This is a genomic window from Aquabacterium sp. (genome assembly GCF_004297345.1).
Taxonomy (GTDB): Bacteria; Pseudomonadota; Gammaproteobacteria; order Burkholderiales; family Burkholderiaceae_C; genus Aquabacterium.
On record NZ_SCTN01000391.1, the window covers coordinates 1 to 17,418 of the forward strand.

A 17,418-nucleotide genomic window follows, 5' to 3' on the forward strand; every position below is an offset into this window, starting at 1 on the left:
TGGCGACAACGCGTACAGCCGTGGCGTGGCCGACTATCTCGACATGCTGGGACGCCAGGCTTTTGGCACCTATCGTGATTTGATCGAGAGCGTCGCGCTGCACCCCATCATGGGGTGCTACCTCTCGCACATGAAGAATTTGCCTGCTGACACGCAAACGGGGCGTGTCCCCGATGAGAACTTTGCGCGCGAGTTGATGCAGCTGTTTTCGATTGGCCTGTATGAGTTGCAGATGGACGGCTCGCTACGCAACGATGCCAATGGCGGACCCATCGAAACCTATGGCCCAGCTGACATCTCCGGATTGGCGTCTGTGTTCACGGGTTGGAGCTGGCGTTGCACGCAGGGCCTCACCACAGCCTGCTACTTCTCTGATCCGGGAACACCATCTCAATACACCGGGCGCATGGCCGGCTACACCAGGTTTCACAGCAGCGATGCCAAGTCCTTCCTCGGTGTGCGAATAGGCGCGAGCCTGTTCTCGACACCGTATGACAGCCTGAAGGTGGCGCTTGACCGCATTGCTGGACACCCCAACGTCGGCCCCTTCTTGAGCAAGCAACTCATTCAGCGGCTGGTAACGAGCAATCCATCTGCGGCTTACGTCGGGCGAGTCAGCGCCGTGTTTGCCAGCAGCAGCGGGAATTTGGGCGCTGTGGTCAAGGCGATCTTGCTGGACCCCGAGGCCAGGGATGAGGCTCAACTGACTTCCGATCGGTTTGGCAAGGTCCGCGAGCCCATCTTGCGTTTCACCGCCTTGTCTCGCGCCACGGGCGTGCACTCGGACAGTGGCTTCTACCAGCTGACGAGCACAATCGACGAGGGGCAATCCTTGGGGCAGTCACCGCTGTCTGCCCCTTCCGTCTTCAACTTCTTCAGGCCTGGCTATATGAGCCCCGGCAGTCGTTCGGCTCAGTCGGGTTTGTTGGCACCTGAACTTCAGATTGCCAATGAGACCACCGCAGCCGGTTACGTGAACTTCATGGCCGGGTTGATACACCATGGCGTGGGTCGTGCGGGGTTTGAGGGGACGGCCAAACGCCTTGATATCCAACTGAACATCAACACGGACGATTCACACCCATGGTTGGTACTGGCGGATCGCCCTTCTGAACTGATTGCAGAGATCAACCAGGCGTTGATGTACGGCACGATGCCACCCACCCTGGCTCAGAAGATCACCGATACGGTGGCTGCCGTGAGTGGAAGCGACGCGCTGACAACCCGGCGAGAACGCGTACGTGCGGCCCTGTTGCTGACGATCGCATCACCTGACTTTGAGGTGCAAAGATGAGCTTGTTGTGTGATGGCCTGAGTGATGGGCGCCGGGCGCTCTTGAAAAAACTGCTATTGGGGCCGGTGGCTGGCTCGCCCATGTTGGCTTCACTCGTGGCCGCCAGCGCACAAGCGGCCAGCGTGGCGGATGACTACAAGGCCTTGGTTTGTGTTTTTCTCCATGGCGGCAACGACAGCTTCAATACGGTGCTTGGCACGAGCGAGAGTGATTGGCGCGCCTACACCGCCGTGCGCAATCAGTTGCCGGCGCCTTTGGCCTTGAGCAACGTCTTGCCGCTTCAACGGGGTGATGCGTCACAGCCCTCCTTGGCGCTGCATCCCATGTTGTCGGCGCTCCTGCCGCTGTACAACACGCAAAAGCGCTTGGCGATCGTGGCCAATGTGGGCCCCTTGATCGGTCCTTTGAGCAAGGCCAATTACGTGTCTGGTGCCGCTGCGCGGCCTCGCAAACTCTTTTCCCACAATGATCAGCAAAGTACCTGGCAGGCCATGGCGCCGGAAGGGGCAACGCAAGGCTGGGGTGGGCGGATGATGGATTCGCTCATGGCCGGACAGGACAAGAGCCTGTTCACGGCCATCACGGTCAGCGGCAATTCGCTGTGGTTGTCGGGACGTGATGTGCGCGCCTATCAGGTGGCCTCCGGTGGGCCTGTTCGCATGGGGGCGGCGCAGGGCATGGATACACTCAGTCAGGCTTTGCAGGAGGTGGTGGCGAGCAGTCATGGGCATCATCAGATGGCCATGGATCTGGCTGATGTCAATCAACGCAGCCTTCTGGCTGAGCGGCAGCTTCACGCGGCCTTGCCTGCCGATCAAGTCAGCCCATTCGGGCCGGATGATCGCCTGCTGACCATTCAGCAAGGCGGTGTCAACATGGTCAACCCACTGGCCAAAGCCTTTCAGACAGCTGGGCGCATCATCGCCAGCCACCGGACGCTGGGCTTGCGCCGGCAGATTCTGTTTGTTTCATTGGGAGGCTTCGATACGCACTCCGGCCAAAGTGCACAACATGCTCGCTTGATGACCCAACTCGGGCACGGCCTGGCCTACTTCGATGGCCTGATGCAAAGCCTGGGCCTGGGTGACAAGGTCACGACGTTCACGGCCTCTGATTTCGGCCGCTCGTTTACCAGCAATGGCGATGGCACCGATCACGGTTGGGGCGCGCATCACTTCATCATGGGTGGTGCTGTGCAGGGCGGGCGTGTGTTCGGTACCTGGCCGCAGTTGAGTATCAAGAACACGCGCAACAATGATTTTGATGGCAGTGATGATCAACTCACCAATGGCGTGCTGCTGCCAAGCACATCCGTAGAGCAGTACGGCGCCGCCCTGGGCAGTTGGCTGGGCGTATCCAGCAGTGGTCTGGCCGATGTGTTTGCGAACCTGCCCCGATTCGATCGTTCACCCTTCGTTGCCGGTGGCGGCGCTGGGTCAGGTTTGTGGCGCGCTTGACAAGGGCTTGCGGCCCAGCCCGAACAGGCCCAGTGTGGCGCTGACCAGCGCCAACGCCAAGGCGTAGAGCAGGGCCCGTTGAGGGATATCACGCAGCAACAGCGACGCTTTGAACGCCAGAGATTCCCCACCCATGCCGTACACGAAGATCGGCCATGTGCCGCACAAGGTCGCTGGTGAGATGAAGTGCCCCATATCCAGGCGTGTGAGGCTATCCAGTACGATGAAGGTCAACAACATCAAGCCTGCTGCAACGAAGGGCATGAAGCGGCCAGTCAACGCGTAGACATCCGCCCATAGCGAGCCAGTCACGAATGAACCCATCTCGGAGCCCGTCATCAGGTTCAGGTGTACGTCGCCCATGGAGAACATGTTCTGGTTCTTGTCCAGCGGGATGTCAAGCATGTCAAGCACGTTTTGAGGCAGCGTGGCCAGGGTGTGCCGCCAGATCGCCTGCGCGAGCACTTCGACCTCTGCATCGCTGAGATCACGCGACAGGAAGAACATGTTGTCGTGGAACTTGGTCTCGGAGAAGCGGGCCAGTGCGGGGTTGCTGAGGTAGGTTTCGTCGTATGGGTTGATCAATGCATCCAGAAAACGATCGTCTCGGGCATGCTGGATGCCGGCTTTGTCCATGTAGGCCTCGGCTGTGCCGCGCAGCATTTCCATGGGCGTTGACTTGTCCCGCTTTTCACGCATCATCGACATCGCGGTAACCAGATCTGAAACGATCCAGACTCCGGCTGCCAGAATCACGACACTGCCGACGAGCCGCCAGACGGTCTTGCTGGTGGCCAGTCTGTCATCTCGTGCCACATACAGCAAGTACACGAACATCGCCTGAATGGGCCCGATGAACATGATTTGCCGGAAGTTGCGGACGATGGCAACGGCGGCGATCAACAAGGCATAGGCAATGATCACGGGCACATGCCTGCTGAGCTGGCAATAGCGGCCGTTCTGCAATTGTTGGTAGAACGGGATCATGAAGGGCAACCACATGAGGAAACCGGCGGCCGCGATGAACTTGCCGCCTACGTCACCCGTTGCGCCACCACCCGTGACGTAAGACACGAAGCCAATGATGGACAGCAGCCAGATGATGTGAACAGGCGGCACTTTGAGGATGCCCAATGGCGACCAGACATGCCGGGCGACGCCTTCAGTGAAATGCTGGACGGATGTCAGGTGCCGGTAAGCCCAATGTGTGGCGATCGCAACCAGGTGAAGCATGGCCAGCAGCGAGAAGGTCATGACGGGCGCTCTCAGCCATCGGGTGAAGCTGTTGAGGTCCATGGTCTGAATCAGCAAGGACGCCATCTGGCTTGTGACTGTCATGCCCAACAAGGCCAGTGCGGACATCGGGTGCGTGACCAGTGCGTTGCTGCGCCACACATACAGCAGCATCAGGCTGGAGCTGACAACGGTACAGGCCACGCTGATCAAGTTGTCAGGGTCCGGGCCGAGCTTGAGCGCCTGAAACAGGCCTGACAGGCACAGCACGCACAGCAGCGCCACGAAGAAGACGTCTATGGCGCGGCAAGGAAGCGCGATGGGCACCTTTGCCTGCAGCGTGCCATCTGCGGGATCAATGTGCATCAATGAACTCCTTCACAACACGGACCATCGCGTGGGCCGCCGCCTCGGTGGTGTAGGCCTGCATGCGGCCATGCGCCCAGTCGAAGTCCCGTGGTGCCTCCATCAACGAGCGCAACGCTGCAGCCAGCGCATCGGCGTTGCCCTCAGGAAAGACGCGGGCCAGTTCCCAATGCCCGAACTCATGTTTGCAGCCGACCGTATCGCTCATGACCACAGCACAACCCGCATGCAAGGCCTCATTGATCACCAGCCCCCAGGCCTCGCTGCGTGATGGCAGTACGGCGATATCGCAGGCCAGGTAGTAGTCCGGCAGGCCGGATTGGTTGATGAAGCCGCAGAAGCTGCTTTGTACGCCAGTTGATGTTTGCAATTGCTCGGCTTTTGGGGATAGCGCCTCTTGCAGTCGACCAGCGCCTACCCACATCAGATGCAGGCGGTGGTGGTCGGACTTGGTCAGGCGAGCAACGGCATCCATGATCAACCCCGGGTTCTTGATGTCGATCAGCTTGCCGAAGAAGCCGACGATGACTTGATCCGGCCTGACGCCCATTGCGGCTCGAAGCTTGTCGCGTCGGCTCGTTTTCTCGTCCGTTGTGAGATGAGAAACAGCATCGACCACCGAGAAGTGCGCCGTGCTCAATTGCCTGTCGGCAAAGCCATGGCGTTGCAAATGTTGGCGATTGAGATGCCCGAACGAGAAGGCGTGCTGAACGGGGGCATACATGGCGCGATAGGCCAGGTAGCGCGCCCATGATTTGAGGCGGCCGCGTGTGCCGGCCTGCATGTCATCCTGCGTTTCTTGCCGAATCAGGATGGGTACCTGCAAGGCCAGTGCGGCGAGGTAGGCGGCATGGTCGAAGCGGTAATACGCTTGCGTGAGCAAAACGGCCTTGGGCTTTTCACGGCGCATCAGCGACCAGATGCCGCGTCCTGTCAGGCTGCGAGGCCCGCTCAACGGCACGCCTTGCTCGTTGTTCAGCACTCGGAAGTCATAGCCTTGCAACAGCGGTGTGTCCCAGGCCACGGCCTGGCCGAACTCGCGGTCCACATGGCCCTTGCGAACGGAGGCGTCTGTGGCATAGATGACTTCGAAGGTGCCCGGTGCCATGCGCGCCATGGCCTGGTAGACCGGCGCCTTGTATTGCACGGGATGGCTGTCGAAGATATAGACCTTGTTGACCATGATTCAGGCCTGTTGTTGGCTGGCGGGCAACAGGCCCAGGCGTTGCCAGACTCGGCGCACCAGATCCTCGTTGCCGCACTGATTGCGCTTTAGTCGTGCACGCCCTGCCGCGCGGATGCGTTCGCGCCGCTCCGGGTGCGCGAGCAGTTCACGACAGTGCTGGATGCATTCGTAGGCGTCCAGCCAGAACACGGCCTCTTCACCTTCTCGGTACAAGGCCGTGTGTTCATCGGTGCGCTTGGCGCACAGCAGGCCGCCTGCAGCGGGGATCTCCATGGTTCGGGTGGTGTGCTGATCACGGTTGCCCTTGGACAGGAACCCCAGACAGATCTTGGCACCGCGCATGGCATCTACATAATCCTGGCCAGAGATAGATGGGCCTCGCCAATGCGGCTTGAGCCTGTGCCATTGCGCTGAACGGTCCCAGCCGTCGCCCCAAATGGCCGGGTTCAAGCCAGCGTCGATCAATTGCAGCAAAAACAGATCTCGCCCTTCCTGCTTGTGATTGCCGCCGATGAAGGCAATGTCGCTTTGCAGGTGAACTGGAACGGGGCGATCACTGTGATCGAGCTGGTGCTTCAATTCATCGAATGTCATCCAGCTGCGCAGCACGTCGCGGGCGCCATGTTGCTTGTATTCCTCGACGTTCGGTGCGCGCATGACGATGCACAGGTCGTATAGTGCGATAGCCCGGCGCAGGCCCAGGAAGCGCAACCGGTCACGTGTGCCTGTCGGGTCATCATGGTTGAACAGCACGATGGGTGCGCCAAGGCGTTTGAGCAACTGCACGGTGCCGGCAGACAGCAACTCGCCACTGTCTACCCAGACGAGATCGACAGCGGGCAGGCTTTTCAGTTCGGCACGCAACCAGCTTTGCATGGCCCGGGCCAGCAAGAGGTAGCCGCTGCGATAGTGCAGCCGACCAGCCCAGCCGTGCAACCGATCACCCATGGCTTGCAGCGGATCCAGGTGGGTCACGCTCGCACCCAGGCGGCGCATGGCATCGGCCCGATGACGGGTCGTGGAAGCAGGGTCACTGACCCCGATGTAGAGCACGCGCATGGGATGCCGTCACGAGAGATTGATAGAGTGAGTAGGCTTGGTCGCCATAGCGTTGCCAGCCGCCAATGTGTTGCACGGCCTGCAAAGCGGCATTACGCATGGCCTGCAACTGCGCTGGCTGATCAGCGAGGAATTGCAGCTTGTCGGTCAGGGCATCGGCATCCCCCGCGGGAAAGACCAGGCCACTGATGCCGTCATCAAAGGCATCCCAGGCACCCGTATGCGAACTGGCCACCGGCACGCAGCCACAGGCCATGGCCTGCGACAGCACCATGCCAAAGCCGTCCTGCATGCTGGGCAGCACCAGAACGTGCGACCGCGACATGCGCCGTGCCAGTTCATCCTGCGGGAGGTGGCCCAGCAGTTGCACGTCGTCCGGCCACAGGCGCAGGGCCTTCATCCTGGTGATGAAGGCTTCATCAGGCGTGCCCGCAATCCACAGGCGCTTGGCGGGATGCGACAGCGCGCGGAAGGCCTTCAGCAGATAGGGCACGCCTTTGTTGAGTGTCATGCTGCCGGCGTACAGGATGTCAAAGCGGCCTGGCGTTGCTTCGCCATCCGGCCTGAAGCGGCTGACGTCCACGCCGTAAGGCAGCAAGTGAACCCGATTGGTATCGACACCTTGCGCGGCAAAGCTGCGCTGGCTGAAGGTGGAGGGCACGGTGATCGCATCGGCTTGCGCGTATTCCTGCTCTTCCATGTCGATCACACGCGGGTCGATGCCTTCGAAGGCAAAACCCCAGCGCTCGGCTTCGGATCGCATGAGTTGATCCTGAACCCGGATGTGAGCCGATCCCCGATCACACACGTAGATGTTGCCGCGCGATTGGGCTTTGATGCCCGATTGCAAGCCGCCACCGGACAGGGCAACGAGCACGTCGCAATGCGGCAACTTGCGCGCGACATGCGCGTCCAGCGCTCTTTGGCCTTGCCACTCCCATTCACGCCGTATGCCTGCGGAGAAGCGCCCGGCCACTGCCATATAGGGTGTCTGCAACCAGGGCCAGGTGCGGATCTTGTCGTGGGGCAGGTGCTCGTTCTTCAACTTGAAGCGCGGGTAGCCGCTGAACACGGTGCGCAAAGCGCCGCGTTGGTGCAGTTGCCGGGCCAGGTCAAAGGTGTGGAAGCGGCCGGGTGTGCTCAAGACGACCTTCATGCCCAGGCCTCTCTGGGTGACATGACTTTGCGCAAGGACAGCACGCACCACATGGCGCAGGCCATTTCAGCCAGTGTCATGCCCGCGGCGACGCCTTCAACCTGCCATTGGCGGGCCAGCAGCCATGACAGGCCAAAGCCCGCCGCGCTGATCAGCACGATGCCCTGAGCCAGGCCCTGGTGCTGGTTGGTGGCCATCAAGGCCACGCGCGGGATGTGCCAGGCGCCGCAGGTGGCGGCATACAGCAGCAGCCAGGCCAGCAACTCGCCATGTGCGGGCACGGCGCCATGCGTCCACCAGTCCAGCAGCGTGGGGCCGATCAGGTACAGCACGCCACTGAAGGCCAGCGATCCCCACAAACCGAGTTGGGCTGAACGGGCATACAGGCCCGAGATGGCTGGTGCGCCCCCTTGTCCGAACAAGCGCGAGAACTCCGACCACAAGGCATGGCTGAGCGTGGCCGTGATCTGCACGGCGACCCGAGCCAGGGTGCGATAGGTGTTGAACACGGCGACCATGGCGGGACCCAGCAAATGCCCTGTGAGGAGCGTCAGACCCTGAAACGTGATGGCGTTCGCAAGAGGGAACAGCATGAAGGCCATGGCGGGTTGCGCCATGCCTTTGACCTCGGCCAGATGCGCATCACGCAGCCCCCATTGCAGCCCCATGGCCTGGTGCCGGCTCCACGCGGCCATGAGCAAGGTGCCGGCCACGCGCCACAACAAGCCGCCCAAGGCCACGGCAAAGAGATCCTGCCCCCACCACAAGCCCACGACCGAGCCCATCCATTCGCTCAGGCGAACCAAGGTGCCCAGCGCATTGCCCAGCGCGTAGCGATGGCTGGCGCGGAACATGGCGTCTGCAAGACCTCCACCAAAGCTCACCAGCACACCCAGGCACAGGCAAAGCAGCGCGCCACGCTCGGTAGGGGATGTCACGCCGGGCAGGCCGATGCCCCATATCAGGGCCACAGATAACAGGGCCAGGCCACCGCAGGTCAAGGCCATGAACACGGTGGCGCTGTGGAAGACGCGATTGGCCTCAAGCACATCGCCTCGCCCCATGGCCATGGTCATCCGATTGCCCGCCGTGCTGACCATGCCCACATCGGCCATGGACAAATAAGCCGGCATGGCCGACAGCATCAACCACTGCCCGTATTGATTCAGATCCCACCAATGCAGGAACACGGGCAAAGACAGCAACTGGATGGCGATGTTCACGCCTTGCCCCAGCATGCCGGCCCCCATGGCCGCGATGATGCGAGACATCAAGGGGTTCATGGGCGGGCAGGGAGGGCGGCCTGATTGGCGCCGATGTAAAGCTCACGCTGGGCCGGTGTCAATGCACTCAGGAAATCGGTGAGGAAGCGCGATTGGAGTGCAAACGCGTCGTCACGGGGCGTGATTTCCGACACGCGTACCAGCAGGCCATCACCTACATAGCCACGCAACGCGACTTCCATGCGTGCCAGATTGCGCGACAGCGAACTGTCTGTGGTGACGCGTCGTGAATTGCGGATGAAGTAGGTGAGGGGTTCTGAGCGGTTGCCCATGGATGTGGGCACTTGGCGAACTGGCAGGCTGCCCCATGGCGTAGACAGGTGTGCGACCTGGCTGTCGCCCACCTTGAACCCTTGCGAGCTGTAGCACATCTCTGGCGTGTGCAACTGGGTGTCGGAAGACTGGTTGCGTCCATAAGCGATGGACAGGATCAGCACGCGCCCGGTGGACTGCTGCACATAGCTGGCAGCAACTGTTTCGCTGTAGATGCGCTCCAGCATCTCCGACTGAACGGGGTTGACCACAGCTTGCACGCCCAGATCGGAGCGTTTCCAGTCGCCAAACTGATGGGGCAAGGTGTTGGCGTAGATGGGATCGCCGATCACCTGTGTCCACAAGCGACTCGGTTGCATCAACTTGCCTGCCAGCAAGGCCAGCAACATGAGGCCTGCTGCCACGATGAATCTGCCTCGGGGTAGAACCGGCGCGGCTACCCAAGCGCTCATTGCCTGGTTCATGCGTTGGCCTTTCGTTTGTCGCGGGCTGCGGAGAGAGAGCGCAAGAAGGTATCTACGCCCATCATCAGCAGCATGGCGGTGGCGAACAGCACGATGCCGGCAAAGCCATGCATGAAGCCTTGTCCAGCCTCATCGCCAAAGTGGAAGGTGATCAAGGTCAAGGCGATCACACGCAAGGTATTGGCTGTGAAGCTGATGGGCACGATCAGCAAGGCCAGGCCCACGTTACGCAGCATGGAGCTGTGGCGGATCACATTGAGGTAGAAGATGCCCATGGCCTCCAGCATGAACAAGGTGCGCATGCCGGCACAGGCATCGGCGACCAGCAGTTGATAAGGGCCGATCGACAGCACCACGCCGGAGCGAGAGATCGGGTAGCCGAATTGCCACAGCAGGTCGGCCACGACGATCGACACCTGTGTCTTGAACCAATGGCTGATGCCGTCAATCAAGAAAGCCGGCAGGGGCACCATGAAGATGCAGAAGAACACGGGAAACTTCAGGGCTGACAGCAGTGACCAACCGCCTCTCAGCAAGATGACGCCCATCAACATGGGGATGAATGACGCTACCTCCAGGTAGATCACACCCAAAGCGCGAGACAGCGTGTAGAGCAGCGCACCCATCAACAGCATGCCCCAAGCGGCCATCACTTCTGATTTGCCTGCGTGCGGCTCGCCGCGCGTGGACACGTACTCTTGCCACCGCATGTGGGTCAACCACAGCGCCAATGCCAGCATGATGGGCCCGTGACTGTGCTCACCCTCTCGCCACAGCGCGCCGGATCCGTCCTGGAACAGCGTCATCAAGGTGGGCACATACATGGCCACCATGGCCAGCGCAATGCCGATCAGGTCAATCGGAAACGACGGGCCGGCTGGCACATTGGCGGGGCCGGTCGCAGTGGAGGTGATCGGGGGCATGGTGAAATCAGAACTCGTTGACCAGAACGCCGGCCAGTTTGACTTTGCTCTTGTTCAGCATCGTGACAAGTGTCTGCATACGAGGCATGCGGCTGGCATGTTTGCGCCCCACGATCAGCGCGGCCCCACAGTGCACACCGATGACCCGTGCATCCGATCCCACCGAGTAAGACGGCGTGTCAACCAGAACATGATCAAACTTCTCCAGCAGCTCTCGCAACAGAAAACCAAAAGTGGCTTGTTGCAGCAGCTCGGCTGGGTTGGGCGCCAGGGCGCCAGCGGCCATCAGATAGAGATTGGGCATCTGCTTGATGGGTGAGATGGCCTGCTGTTCGTGGTGTCCGGCCAGCACGCCGCTCAGGCCCGGAGTGGCCTTCACGCCGAAGATCTGGTGCAGGCGAGGGGTGCGCAAATTGGCATCGATCAACAAGGTGCGGCCGGGCAGTTGCGCAAAGGCGATGGCCAGGTTGGCTGCCGCAAAGGTCTTGCCGTCGCCTTGATCCGAGCTGGTGATGGCCAGGGCGCATCGCTGGTCGGCGTCACCCATCACGCCCATGACCAGTTGCGAGCGCAGATCGCGGAATGCTTCGACCTCTTCGACAAAGGGCTGGTTGGCCAGAACCAGATCCGGGTGCAGCTTGCGCTCTGATTCGGGCAGGTATGGATAGTGGAATTGCTGAGACAGGGCCCAGACCACTTCTTCGCGGCGAGCCAGCCCCATGGCCACAATGGCATCACCAAAGCGAACACCATGTTCGCGCTGATACTGCAACGCAAGGTTGACCTGTTCGGCGCTCAGTCCTTTGGATTTTTGCAGGATGTCGCCGATCTGAGCGATGCCTGTTGTGTCCATGCGGTCTTGTGCAAATGCATTCATATCGTGTTGGGCTCTCAGGTCTTGGAGGTCAAGGCCAGCAGGGCGGGCGATGGCGTTGCCACGGTTCCGGGCTTGGCGCTGTCCTTGATCAGCTTGCGAAAACTTGGCATGCGCCCAACGACGGGCTGCTGCAGGAGCCACTCGGCCTCTTCCGCCACCCGAAAGCGTCGATCCCATGCTTCCAGCAGCAAGGTTGCTGCCGTGGCCAACAGCGCGGCCAGCAGGGCGCCCAGTGCCAGGTTGCTGCCGATGCGGGGTGTGTCCGGTGTGGCAGGCGCCACGGCGGTTTCCAGTGACGTCACGTTGGCTTGATTGGCCTGGCTTTCCAGACTCGTGTTGTTCATGCGGGCCTGAACGCCGTCATACGCGCGCTGTGCGTTGTCTACATCGCGCTGCATGATGGCCGCTTCATCGCGAATGAGTTTGAGCTTCATGACCTTGACGCGCTGGGCGTCCAGGCTGGATTTGACCTGGGCCAGGCGAGACACGTTCACGCTGTTGCCCACGCCCACGCTGCCGGTGACCCGGCGGATTTCCGCTTCCAGCTTGCGTGAGGTGTCTTCAATGCCTGTGCGCACTTCCTGCACCGATGGGTGAGACTCGCCCAGCCGGGTAGACAGTTGTTCCAGCGATGTCTGCTGCTTGAGCAAATCAGCCTTGAGCGAGGCCACCAGCGGGTTGGCCATCACGTCCGGTGAGCGGTCGCCTTGTGCCTTGGCTGCGGCCTGTCTGCTGCTGGAGTCAGCCACGGCCGATTGCATCAAGACCAGTTGGTTGGACAGCTCGTTCAGACGCGCCGTTTCCACGTCCACCCGTTCATCGGTGACCAGCAGATCCTGGTTGTTCTGGTAGTCCGACAAGCGAGTCTGGGCGTTTTCCAGTGCCTGGCGCGCGGACTTGGCGTTGGCATCGAAGAAGTCCTTGGAGGACTTGGCCGGGTTGGTGCGCAGCTCCAGCACTGTTTCCAGATAGGCCTGCACAAAGCCATTGGCGACCACGGCGGCAAATTGAGGTGACGCGGCCTTGTAGGTCACGAAGATGACGTTGGAGCCACGCGAAGGCCGCGCATCCATGCTGTTTTGGAGCAGGGTGGCCAGCCAGCCTTGGAAGTCACCGGTAGCCTTGGTCTCTTGCGTCCAGCGTTGACGCATCTCATCTGACTCTTGCAACCTCAGGTTGCGAATCACCTTCATGCCCACGCGCTTGCTTTTGAGGATATCGACCTGCGTCACCAAAAACGCTGGTGTTGCCATGGAAGGTGAGACCATGCCCACGATAGGGTCGGCGTTCTTGACGTCCAGCAGCACCGATGCCGTTGCCACATAGGTCTTGGGCGTGGTCAAGGTAATCGCTACCGCCACGCTCATGGTGAGCGCAGCCACTCCGAGCGCCACCCACCAGCGAGCTCGCAGCACGGCGAGGATCTGCTTGAAGGTCATGCGGCCCTCCCGATACGGGACGCTAAGACGCGAGGGCGGGCGATGAGTTTGGCAAACAGACTGAACGGGGAAGATGAGCGCATCCCGAGACTCCGACAAGGGCCAAGCGACCCGATGCGAAGCAGTCTACGGACGGATTATTACAGGACGTAGTCAGAACCGAATGGCTCATGCATTTGTGTCACCCCCGATTTGAAAGGTGGGCAAACGGCTCTTTGTCATGCGTTTGTCATAAGTGGTGGTGCGCATGCCGAATACCTCCATGGCCTCGATGAATGATTCGGCGGTGCGGTCAATCAGGAAGCGTTGGTTGAAGCAATGCGCTGCCTTGACGCGCATGCGGGCCCACTCATCCGGTGGTGTCTGAAGCCAGCGGGTGATCAGGCGCTCGGTGCCTTCTTGCGTATCGACGTCCACCAGGCCGCCTTCTGCTTGTTGAATCTCCCGCCAGATGTTCACTTGATTGGAGATGAGTACGGGCAGGCCACAGGCCAGTGATTCGGCAACGGCAATGCCGAAATTTTCCTGGTGCGAGGGCAGGATGAAAGCCTCTGCACAACGGAAGGCCCCCCACTTTTCATCGCCACTCAACATGCCCGTCCAGGTGACGTGGTTCTGCAAGTCCAGCGATTTGGCCAGTGCTTGCATCTGCTTGCCGTAGTCGTGATCGGCAGGGCCGGCCATGACCAGTTGGACATCGGCCAGTTGTGCCGGCGCGCGCTGGCGCAGGGCAGCAAATGCTTTGAAGAGCATGTCTGTGCCCTTCTTCTCGTGAACGCGGCCCAGGAAGAGCAGTTGACGTTTGCCTTGCAACGCGGGAAATCGTTGCGAGAAAGCAGATGCCTGCTCGGCCACATTGGCTGGCGGCGCGCTGGTGCCGTAGTTCACGACGTATTCGTCGCACTTGTACAGCCAGAAGGATTGGCGAGCCAGGCGTCGTTCGTCTTCGCAGGTGAACATGACGGCCGTGGCGTCGCGCAGCACGCGGTATTCAGCCCATGGCCAGAACAGCCACTTCTTGAGGTGCTTGAGCGGGTAGTTGCGCTTGAACCAGGGGTCCAGCATGCCGTGGGTGAACACGAAGTAGGGCGTGGCTGTGTGACGCAAGGCCTGCCAGGTGCCAAAGGCGTGGTATTGCCAGATGCCATTGACGATGACGGCATCAAAGCGATGTGCATTGGCCTTGAGCCAGGGAACCCAGCGTGGGCTGTATTGGTAGTTGCCGATGTGACTGGGGCCCATCGCATGGCAGGTCAGCGGGCAATCGCGCACCCATGGGTCATCGGGCTTGTCCAGGCACAGCACCTCAACTTGATGACCTTGCTTCTGGTTGATCGATGACAGTTGCTTGAGGCCTTCAATCGGGCCGCCCTTTCTGGGGTCGACGGAAGAGATGCAGTGCAGGATGCGAAATGACATAGGGTACGACTTAGCCGGTTTGACCCGAGTGCGAGCGGTAGGACGCGCGCGCGTATTGACGGCGGGCGCAGTCAGGGCAGATCTTGTGATGAACGTCCGCCTGGGCGACTTCGATCAGGTAGTTCTCGAATGGCCGCCAGTAGCCATCAGCTGAACCCACGCGTTCACATGCGTTGCAGACATTCATCTCGCCGGTCAAGGCCTGAACGCGTGTGAGCAGGGCCTGGCGGCGTGCTTGAACATAGCGGATGACGGCCACGCTCAACAAGAAGCAGGCCAGGCGGTTGGCGGCGTTGACGTACAAAAACCAGGCGTGGCTATAGCGGTGACCGCTTTGGATGTCCGCCCATACCCACAGTGCCGTGGCCAACATGGCGGTGAGCACACCGCCCGATATGCCCATCCACCTCGTCGCCAGTGCCACCGGCAACATGTAGAGCAGAAAGACGGAGACCTCATAGCCTGTAGCCAGATCGATATAGGCACTGAAAGCCAACGTGACCATCACGCCTGCCACATGACGCCAATGCGCCCGAACGAGCTGTTCCGTGGACGAGATGTTGGGGCTGCGTGGCTCAGTCATGGCGTGGGATGTCTGGACAGGCTCCCATGCTCAGGGCTGCTTGTGGCACCGGCTTAAAGAGGTGTGATCCGTTCGGACTATGGTTACAAGGCGGCACAATTTGGCCGAATGCACCGAAGATCTCATTGCGCGGCTTCATTACCTGGGCTTCGTGCCGACTTATGGAGGGTCCCATTCCCGACAAGGCAGGGTCTGCGCGTTCATGGACCTACTTCGTTTTTTTCGGCAGTTGTTTCATCGTGCAGGCGTTCAGGTGGCCCTGGTGCCCTCGCCTGTCCGTGGCGCCTCGCCGCAGGTCAGCACTGGCGCGCCCTCTAGCCCGATCGCCTCGCCTGCCGCCCGGCTGATGCTGTTGCGTGAGGAAATGCTCGACAGCGCGGGTCGGCTGGCTGGCTATCGATTCAGTTGCGGGGTACCGGCAGAGGGCGGCATGCCCACTGTGGCTTGCTATGAAGCGGCCTTGGCGGATGCCAATGTGCGTGCGCTGGCTGAACGTCGAACAGCCATGATTTCTATTCTTTTGGAGGACGTATTGCTCCTGGATGTGGCCGCGATTCGTGCGCCGCACACTGTTTTGCATGTGCGGTGCCGCCCAGAGGACCTGATCGAACCCCGGCATCTCAACGTCCTCAAGACCTTGCGGACCAGCGGTGTCGGGCTGGCTTTGTCCATTGGCGATGCCGCGACGCTGGCTGCCATGGCACCGGCCTTGTCCCTGGCCACTCATGCCTTGATAGACGTTAGTACGCAAGCCATTGACGCCTTCGAGCAATTGGTCATTGCGCTGCAGGAGGCTGCACCTCATCTGATCTTGCTGGTCGAGAATGTCGCGACATGGCCGTTGCGCCACATGTGCGTCGCCATGGGGATCGAATTCGCCATGGGCTACTTTCTGTCCACGATCGACGAGCGGGAGCAGGGCGAGAAGATGTCCGACAGCCGCATGGTGCTCATGGACATGCTCAATCTTCTGCGCAACGACGGTGATGCGGATGCCTTGGCTGCCGTGGCCAAGCGCGATCCGAGTGTCTCGGTGCATTTGCTGTCCATGGCCAATGCGCCGGCTTATGGCTTGAAAGCGCCATTGACCGGCATCGATCAGGCCATTGTGGTGCTGGGGCGTGAGACCTTGTACCGCTGGCTGGCGGTGTCGCTCTTTCGTACGGGCGCTGATCGGGCGAGAGACGATGCCTTGCTGGAGGTCGCCTTGGCCAGAGCCAGCTTTCTGGAAAAGGCAGGCTTGGCCGTGGGCACGCGTCAGAACGCGGACGAATTGTTTCTGGTCGGCCTGCTGTCGTTTGTGGATACGCTGTTGGGTATGCCCATTGGCGCTGTACTCCAGGATCTGACCCTGCCTGCGGTGATCCGTGATGTTTTGCTCAGAAGTGAAGGGCCGTATGGCCCGTTTCTGTCGCTGGCACTGGCGGTCGAACGTTGTCAGGTACGCCGTGCCACGCAGTTGTCGGTTTCGTTGGGCATCGTGCCGGACGCCTTGACGAGCTACCGCAATGAAGCCCAGCAGTGGGCCGAGCAGGCCGTTCAACTGGCGTGATGTTCCTCAACCGCCGGAGAAGTCGTCAAGGGCTTGCTTGATCCAGCGGTAGGCATCCATCAGCAAGGCTTCCTTGCCGTCGTTGGGCCGGAAAACGAAGTAGGACTGGATGGGCAGGTCGACAGGCGGCAAGACGGCGCGCAAGCGTCTCTCACGCAATAAGGGCAGGCCTTTGGGAACCACGGCTAGCGTGACGCCCAGGCCGGCCTCGGCGGCCTTGATCGCAGCCAGATCAGAGTCCAGCACCAGATCGCCTTGCCGCTCCAGCCGGGGCAGGTTGGCAAAGCGGGCCACCATGTCCCAATCGGTATGCGTCTGGCGAGGATGGATGAGCGTGTGGTGTTGCAGGTCTTGCAGCGATCGGATGGGTTTGCGCTTGAGCAGATCGGGCGATGCCACCAGAATGGCCTGGCAGGTGCACAAGGGCAGGGCCTCCAGGCCAGGCCAGTTGCCGCTGCCCAGTCTCACTGCGGCGTCTATCGGGTCGTGTTCGAAATCGACCAGCGCCATGCTGGCCTCCAGCCGGATATCCACGTTGGGGTAGTCGGTCTGGAACGCGCCCAGCCGGGGAATCAGCAGTTCGTGGGCCACGAAAACTGACGCACTCATGCGCAAGACCGGCCGCGTGTAGCGGTGCAAGAGGTCCGCGTGCCCCAGCCGATAGCAGTTCAAGGTCTGGCGGACGACTTCGGCGAAGGCTGCGCCCGCTTCGGTCAGCTCGACCCGTCTGGTGAGGCGCCTGAACAAGGGCATGTCCAGGTGCCCCTCCAATTGCTTGATTTGCTGGCTGATGGCCGCTGTGGTCAGGTGCAGCTCAGCGGCGGCTTTGCTGAAACTCTCCAAGCGAGAGGCAG

At 60.9% G+C, this 17,418-nt stretch carries 15 protein-coding genes; 3 read left to right on the forward strand and 12 right to left on the reverse strand.

Going from position 1 to position 17,418, the window contains the following annotated elements; all coding sequences use genetic code 11:
- Positions 1-1,294 (forward strand): DUF1800 family protein (locus EPO09_RS14970; protein WP_290644128.1); only part of this gene is annotated, 1,294 nt, incomplete at its 5' end.
- Positions 1,291-2,751 carry a DUF1501 domain-containing protein gene (locus tag EPO09_RS14975; protein WP_290644129.1) on the forward strand — a complete coding sequence of 487 codons (1,461 nt, stop codon included), beginning with the start codon at positions 1,291-1,293 and terminating at the stop codon, positions 2,749-2,751. The genes EPO09_RS14970 and EPO09_RS14975, both read left to right, overlap by 4 nt.
- Here EPO09_RS14975 and EPO09_RS14980 read toward each other — a convergent pair.
- From EPO09_RS14980 to EPO09_RS15030, 11 genes are all read right to left on the reverse strand, one after another.
- The gene (locus EPO09_RS14980) at positions 2,731-4,350 is read right to left on the reverse strand and encodes a hypothetical protein (RefSeq protein WP_290644130.1); all 1,620 of its coding nucleotides are present in this window, start codon (positions 4,348-4,350) and stop codon (positions 2,731-2,733) included. The genes EPO09_RS14975 and EPO09_RS14980 overlap by 21 nt on opposite strands.
- A complete protein-coding gene (locus tag EPO09_RS14985; RefSeq protein WP_290644131.1) occupies positions 4,340-5,533 on the reverse strand; it encodes a glycosyltransferase in 1,194 nt (397 codons plus the stop codon). The genes EPO09_RS14980 and EPO09_RS14985 overlap by 11 nt, the downstream gene beginning before the upstream one ends.
- A gap of 3 nt (positions 5,534-5,536) precedes the next feature.
- The gene (locus tag EPO09_RS14990) at positions 5,537-6,595 is read right to left on the reverse strand and encodes a glycosyltransferase (protein ID WP_290644132.1); all 1,059 of its coding nucleotides are present in this window, start codon (positions 6,593-6,595) and stop codon (positions 5,537-5,539) included.
- Positions 6,567-7,751: a glycosyltransferase family 4 protein gene (locus tag EPO09_RS14995; RefSeq protein ID WP_290644133.1), complete on the reverse strand. Its 1,185-nt coding sequence runs from the start codon at positions 7,749-7,751 to the stop codon at positions 6,567-6,569. The genes EPO09_RS14990 and EPO09_RS14995 overlap by 29 nt, the downstream gene beginning before the upstream one ends.
- Positions 7,748-9,022 (reverse strand): hypothetical protein, encoded by a 1,275-nt coding sequence (locus EPO09_RS15000; protein WP_290644134.1) that lies wholly within the window; start codon positions 9,020-9,022, stop codon positions 7,748-7,750. The genes EPO09_RS14995 and EPO09_RS15000 overlap by 4 nt, the downstream gene beginning before the upstream one ends.
- A gap of 8 nt (positions 9,023-9,030) precedes the next feature.
- Entirely contained in the window at positions 9,031-9,711 is a 681-nt protein-coding gene (locus tag EPO09_RS15005) for an exosortase C-terminal domain/associated protein EpsI (protein ID WP_290644135.1), read from the reverse strand.
- Positions 9,712-9,767: 56 nt separating this feature from the next.
- Positions 9,768-10,694, reverse strand: coding sequence for an exosortase B (gene xrtB / locus EPO09_RS15010; protein WP_290644136.1), 927 nt, complete (start codon positions 10,692-10,694; stop codon positions 9,768-9,770).
- A gap of 7 nt (positions 10,695-10,701) precedes the next feature.
- On the reverse strand, positions 10,702-11,571 hold the full coding sequence (locus EPO09_RS15015; RefSeq protein ID WP_290644137.1) for a polysaccharide biosynthesis tyrosine autokinase: 870 nt from the start codon (positions 11,569-11,571) through the stop codon (positions 10,702-10,704).
- A 14-nt stretch (positions 11,572-11,585) separates the two neighbouring features.
- A complete protein-coding gene (gene epsF, locus EPO09_RS15020; protein ID WP_290644138.1) occupies positions 11,586-13,010 on the reverse strand; it encodes a chain length determinant protein EpsF in 1,425 nt (474 codons plus the stop codon).
- A 168-nt stretch (positions 13,011-13,178) separates the two neighbouring features.
- Positions 13,179-14,429, reverse strand: a complete 1,251-nt coding sequence (locus EPO09_RS15025; protein ID WP_290644139.1) for a glycosyltransferase — start codon at positions 14,427-14,429, stop codon at positions 13,179-13,181.
- Positions 14,430-14,439: 10 nt separating this feature from the next.
- Complete coding sequence (locus EPO09_RS15030) at positions 14,440-15,012, reverse strand: hypothetical protein (protein ID WP_290644140.1); 573 nt, start codon at positions 15,010-15,012, stop codon at positions 14,440-14,442.
- Between the two features lie 262 nt (positions 15,013-15,274).
- Between EPO09_RS15030 and EPO09_RS15035 the strand changes: the two genes are divergently transcribed.
- Positions 15,275-16,564, forward strand: coding sequence for an EAL and HDOD domain-containing protein (locus EPO09_RS15035; protein WP_290644141.1), 1,290 nt, complete (start codon positions 15,275-15,277; stop codon positions 16,562-16,564).
- Between the two features lie 6 nt (positions 16,565-16,570).
- Here EPO09_RS15035 and EPO09_RS15040 read toward each other — a convergent pair.
- A partial coding sequence (locus tag EPO09_RS15040; RefSeq protein WP_290644142.1) for a LysR substrate-binding domain-containing protein occupies positions 16,571-17,418 on the reverse strand: 848 nt, incomplete at its 5' end.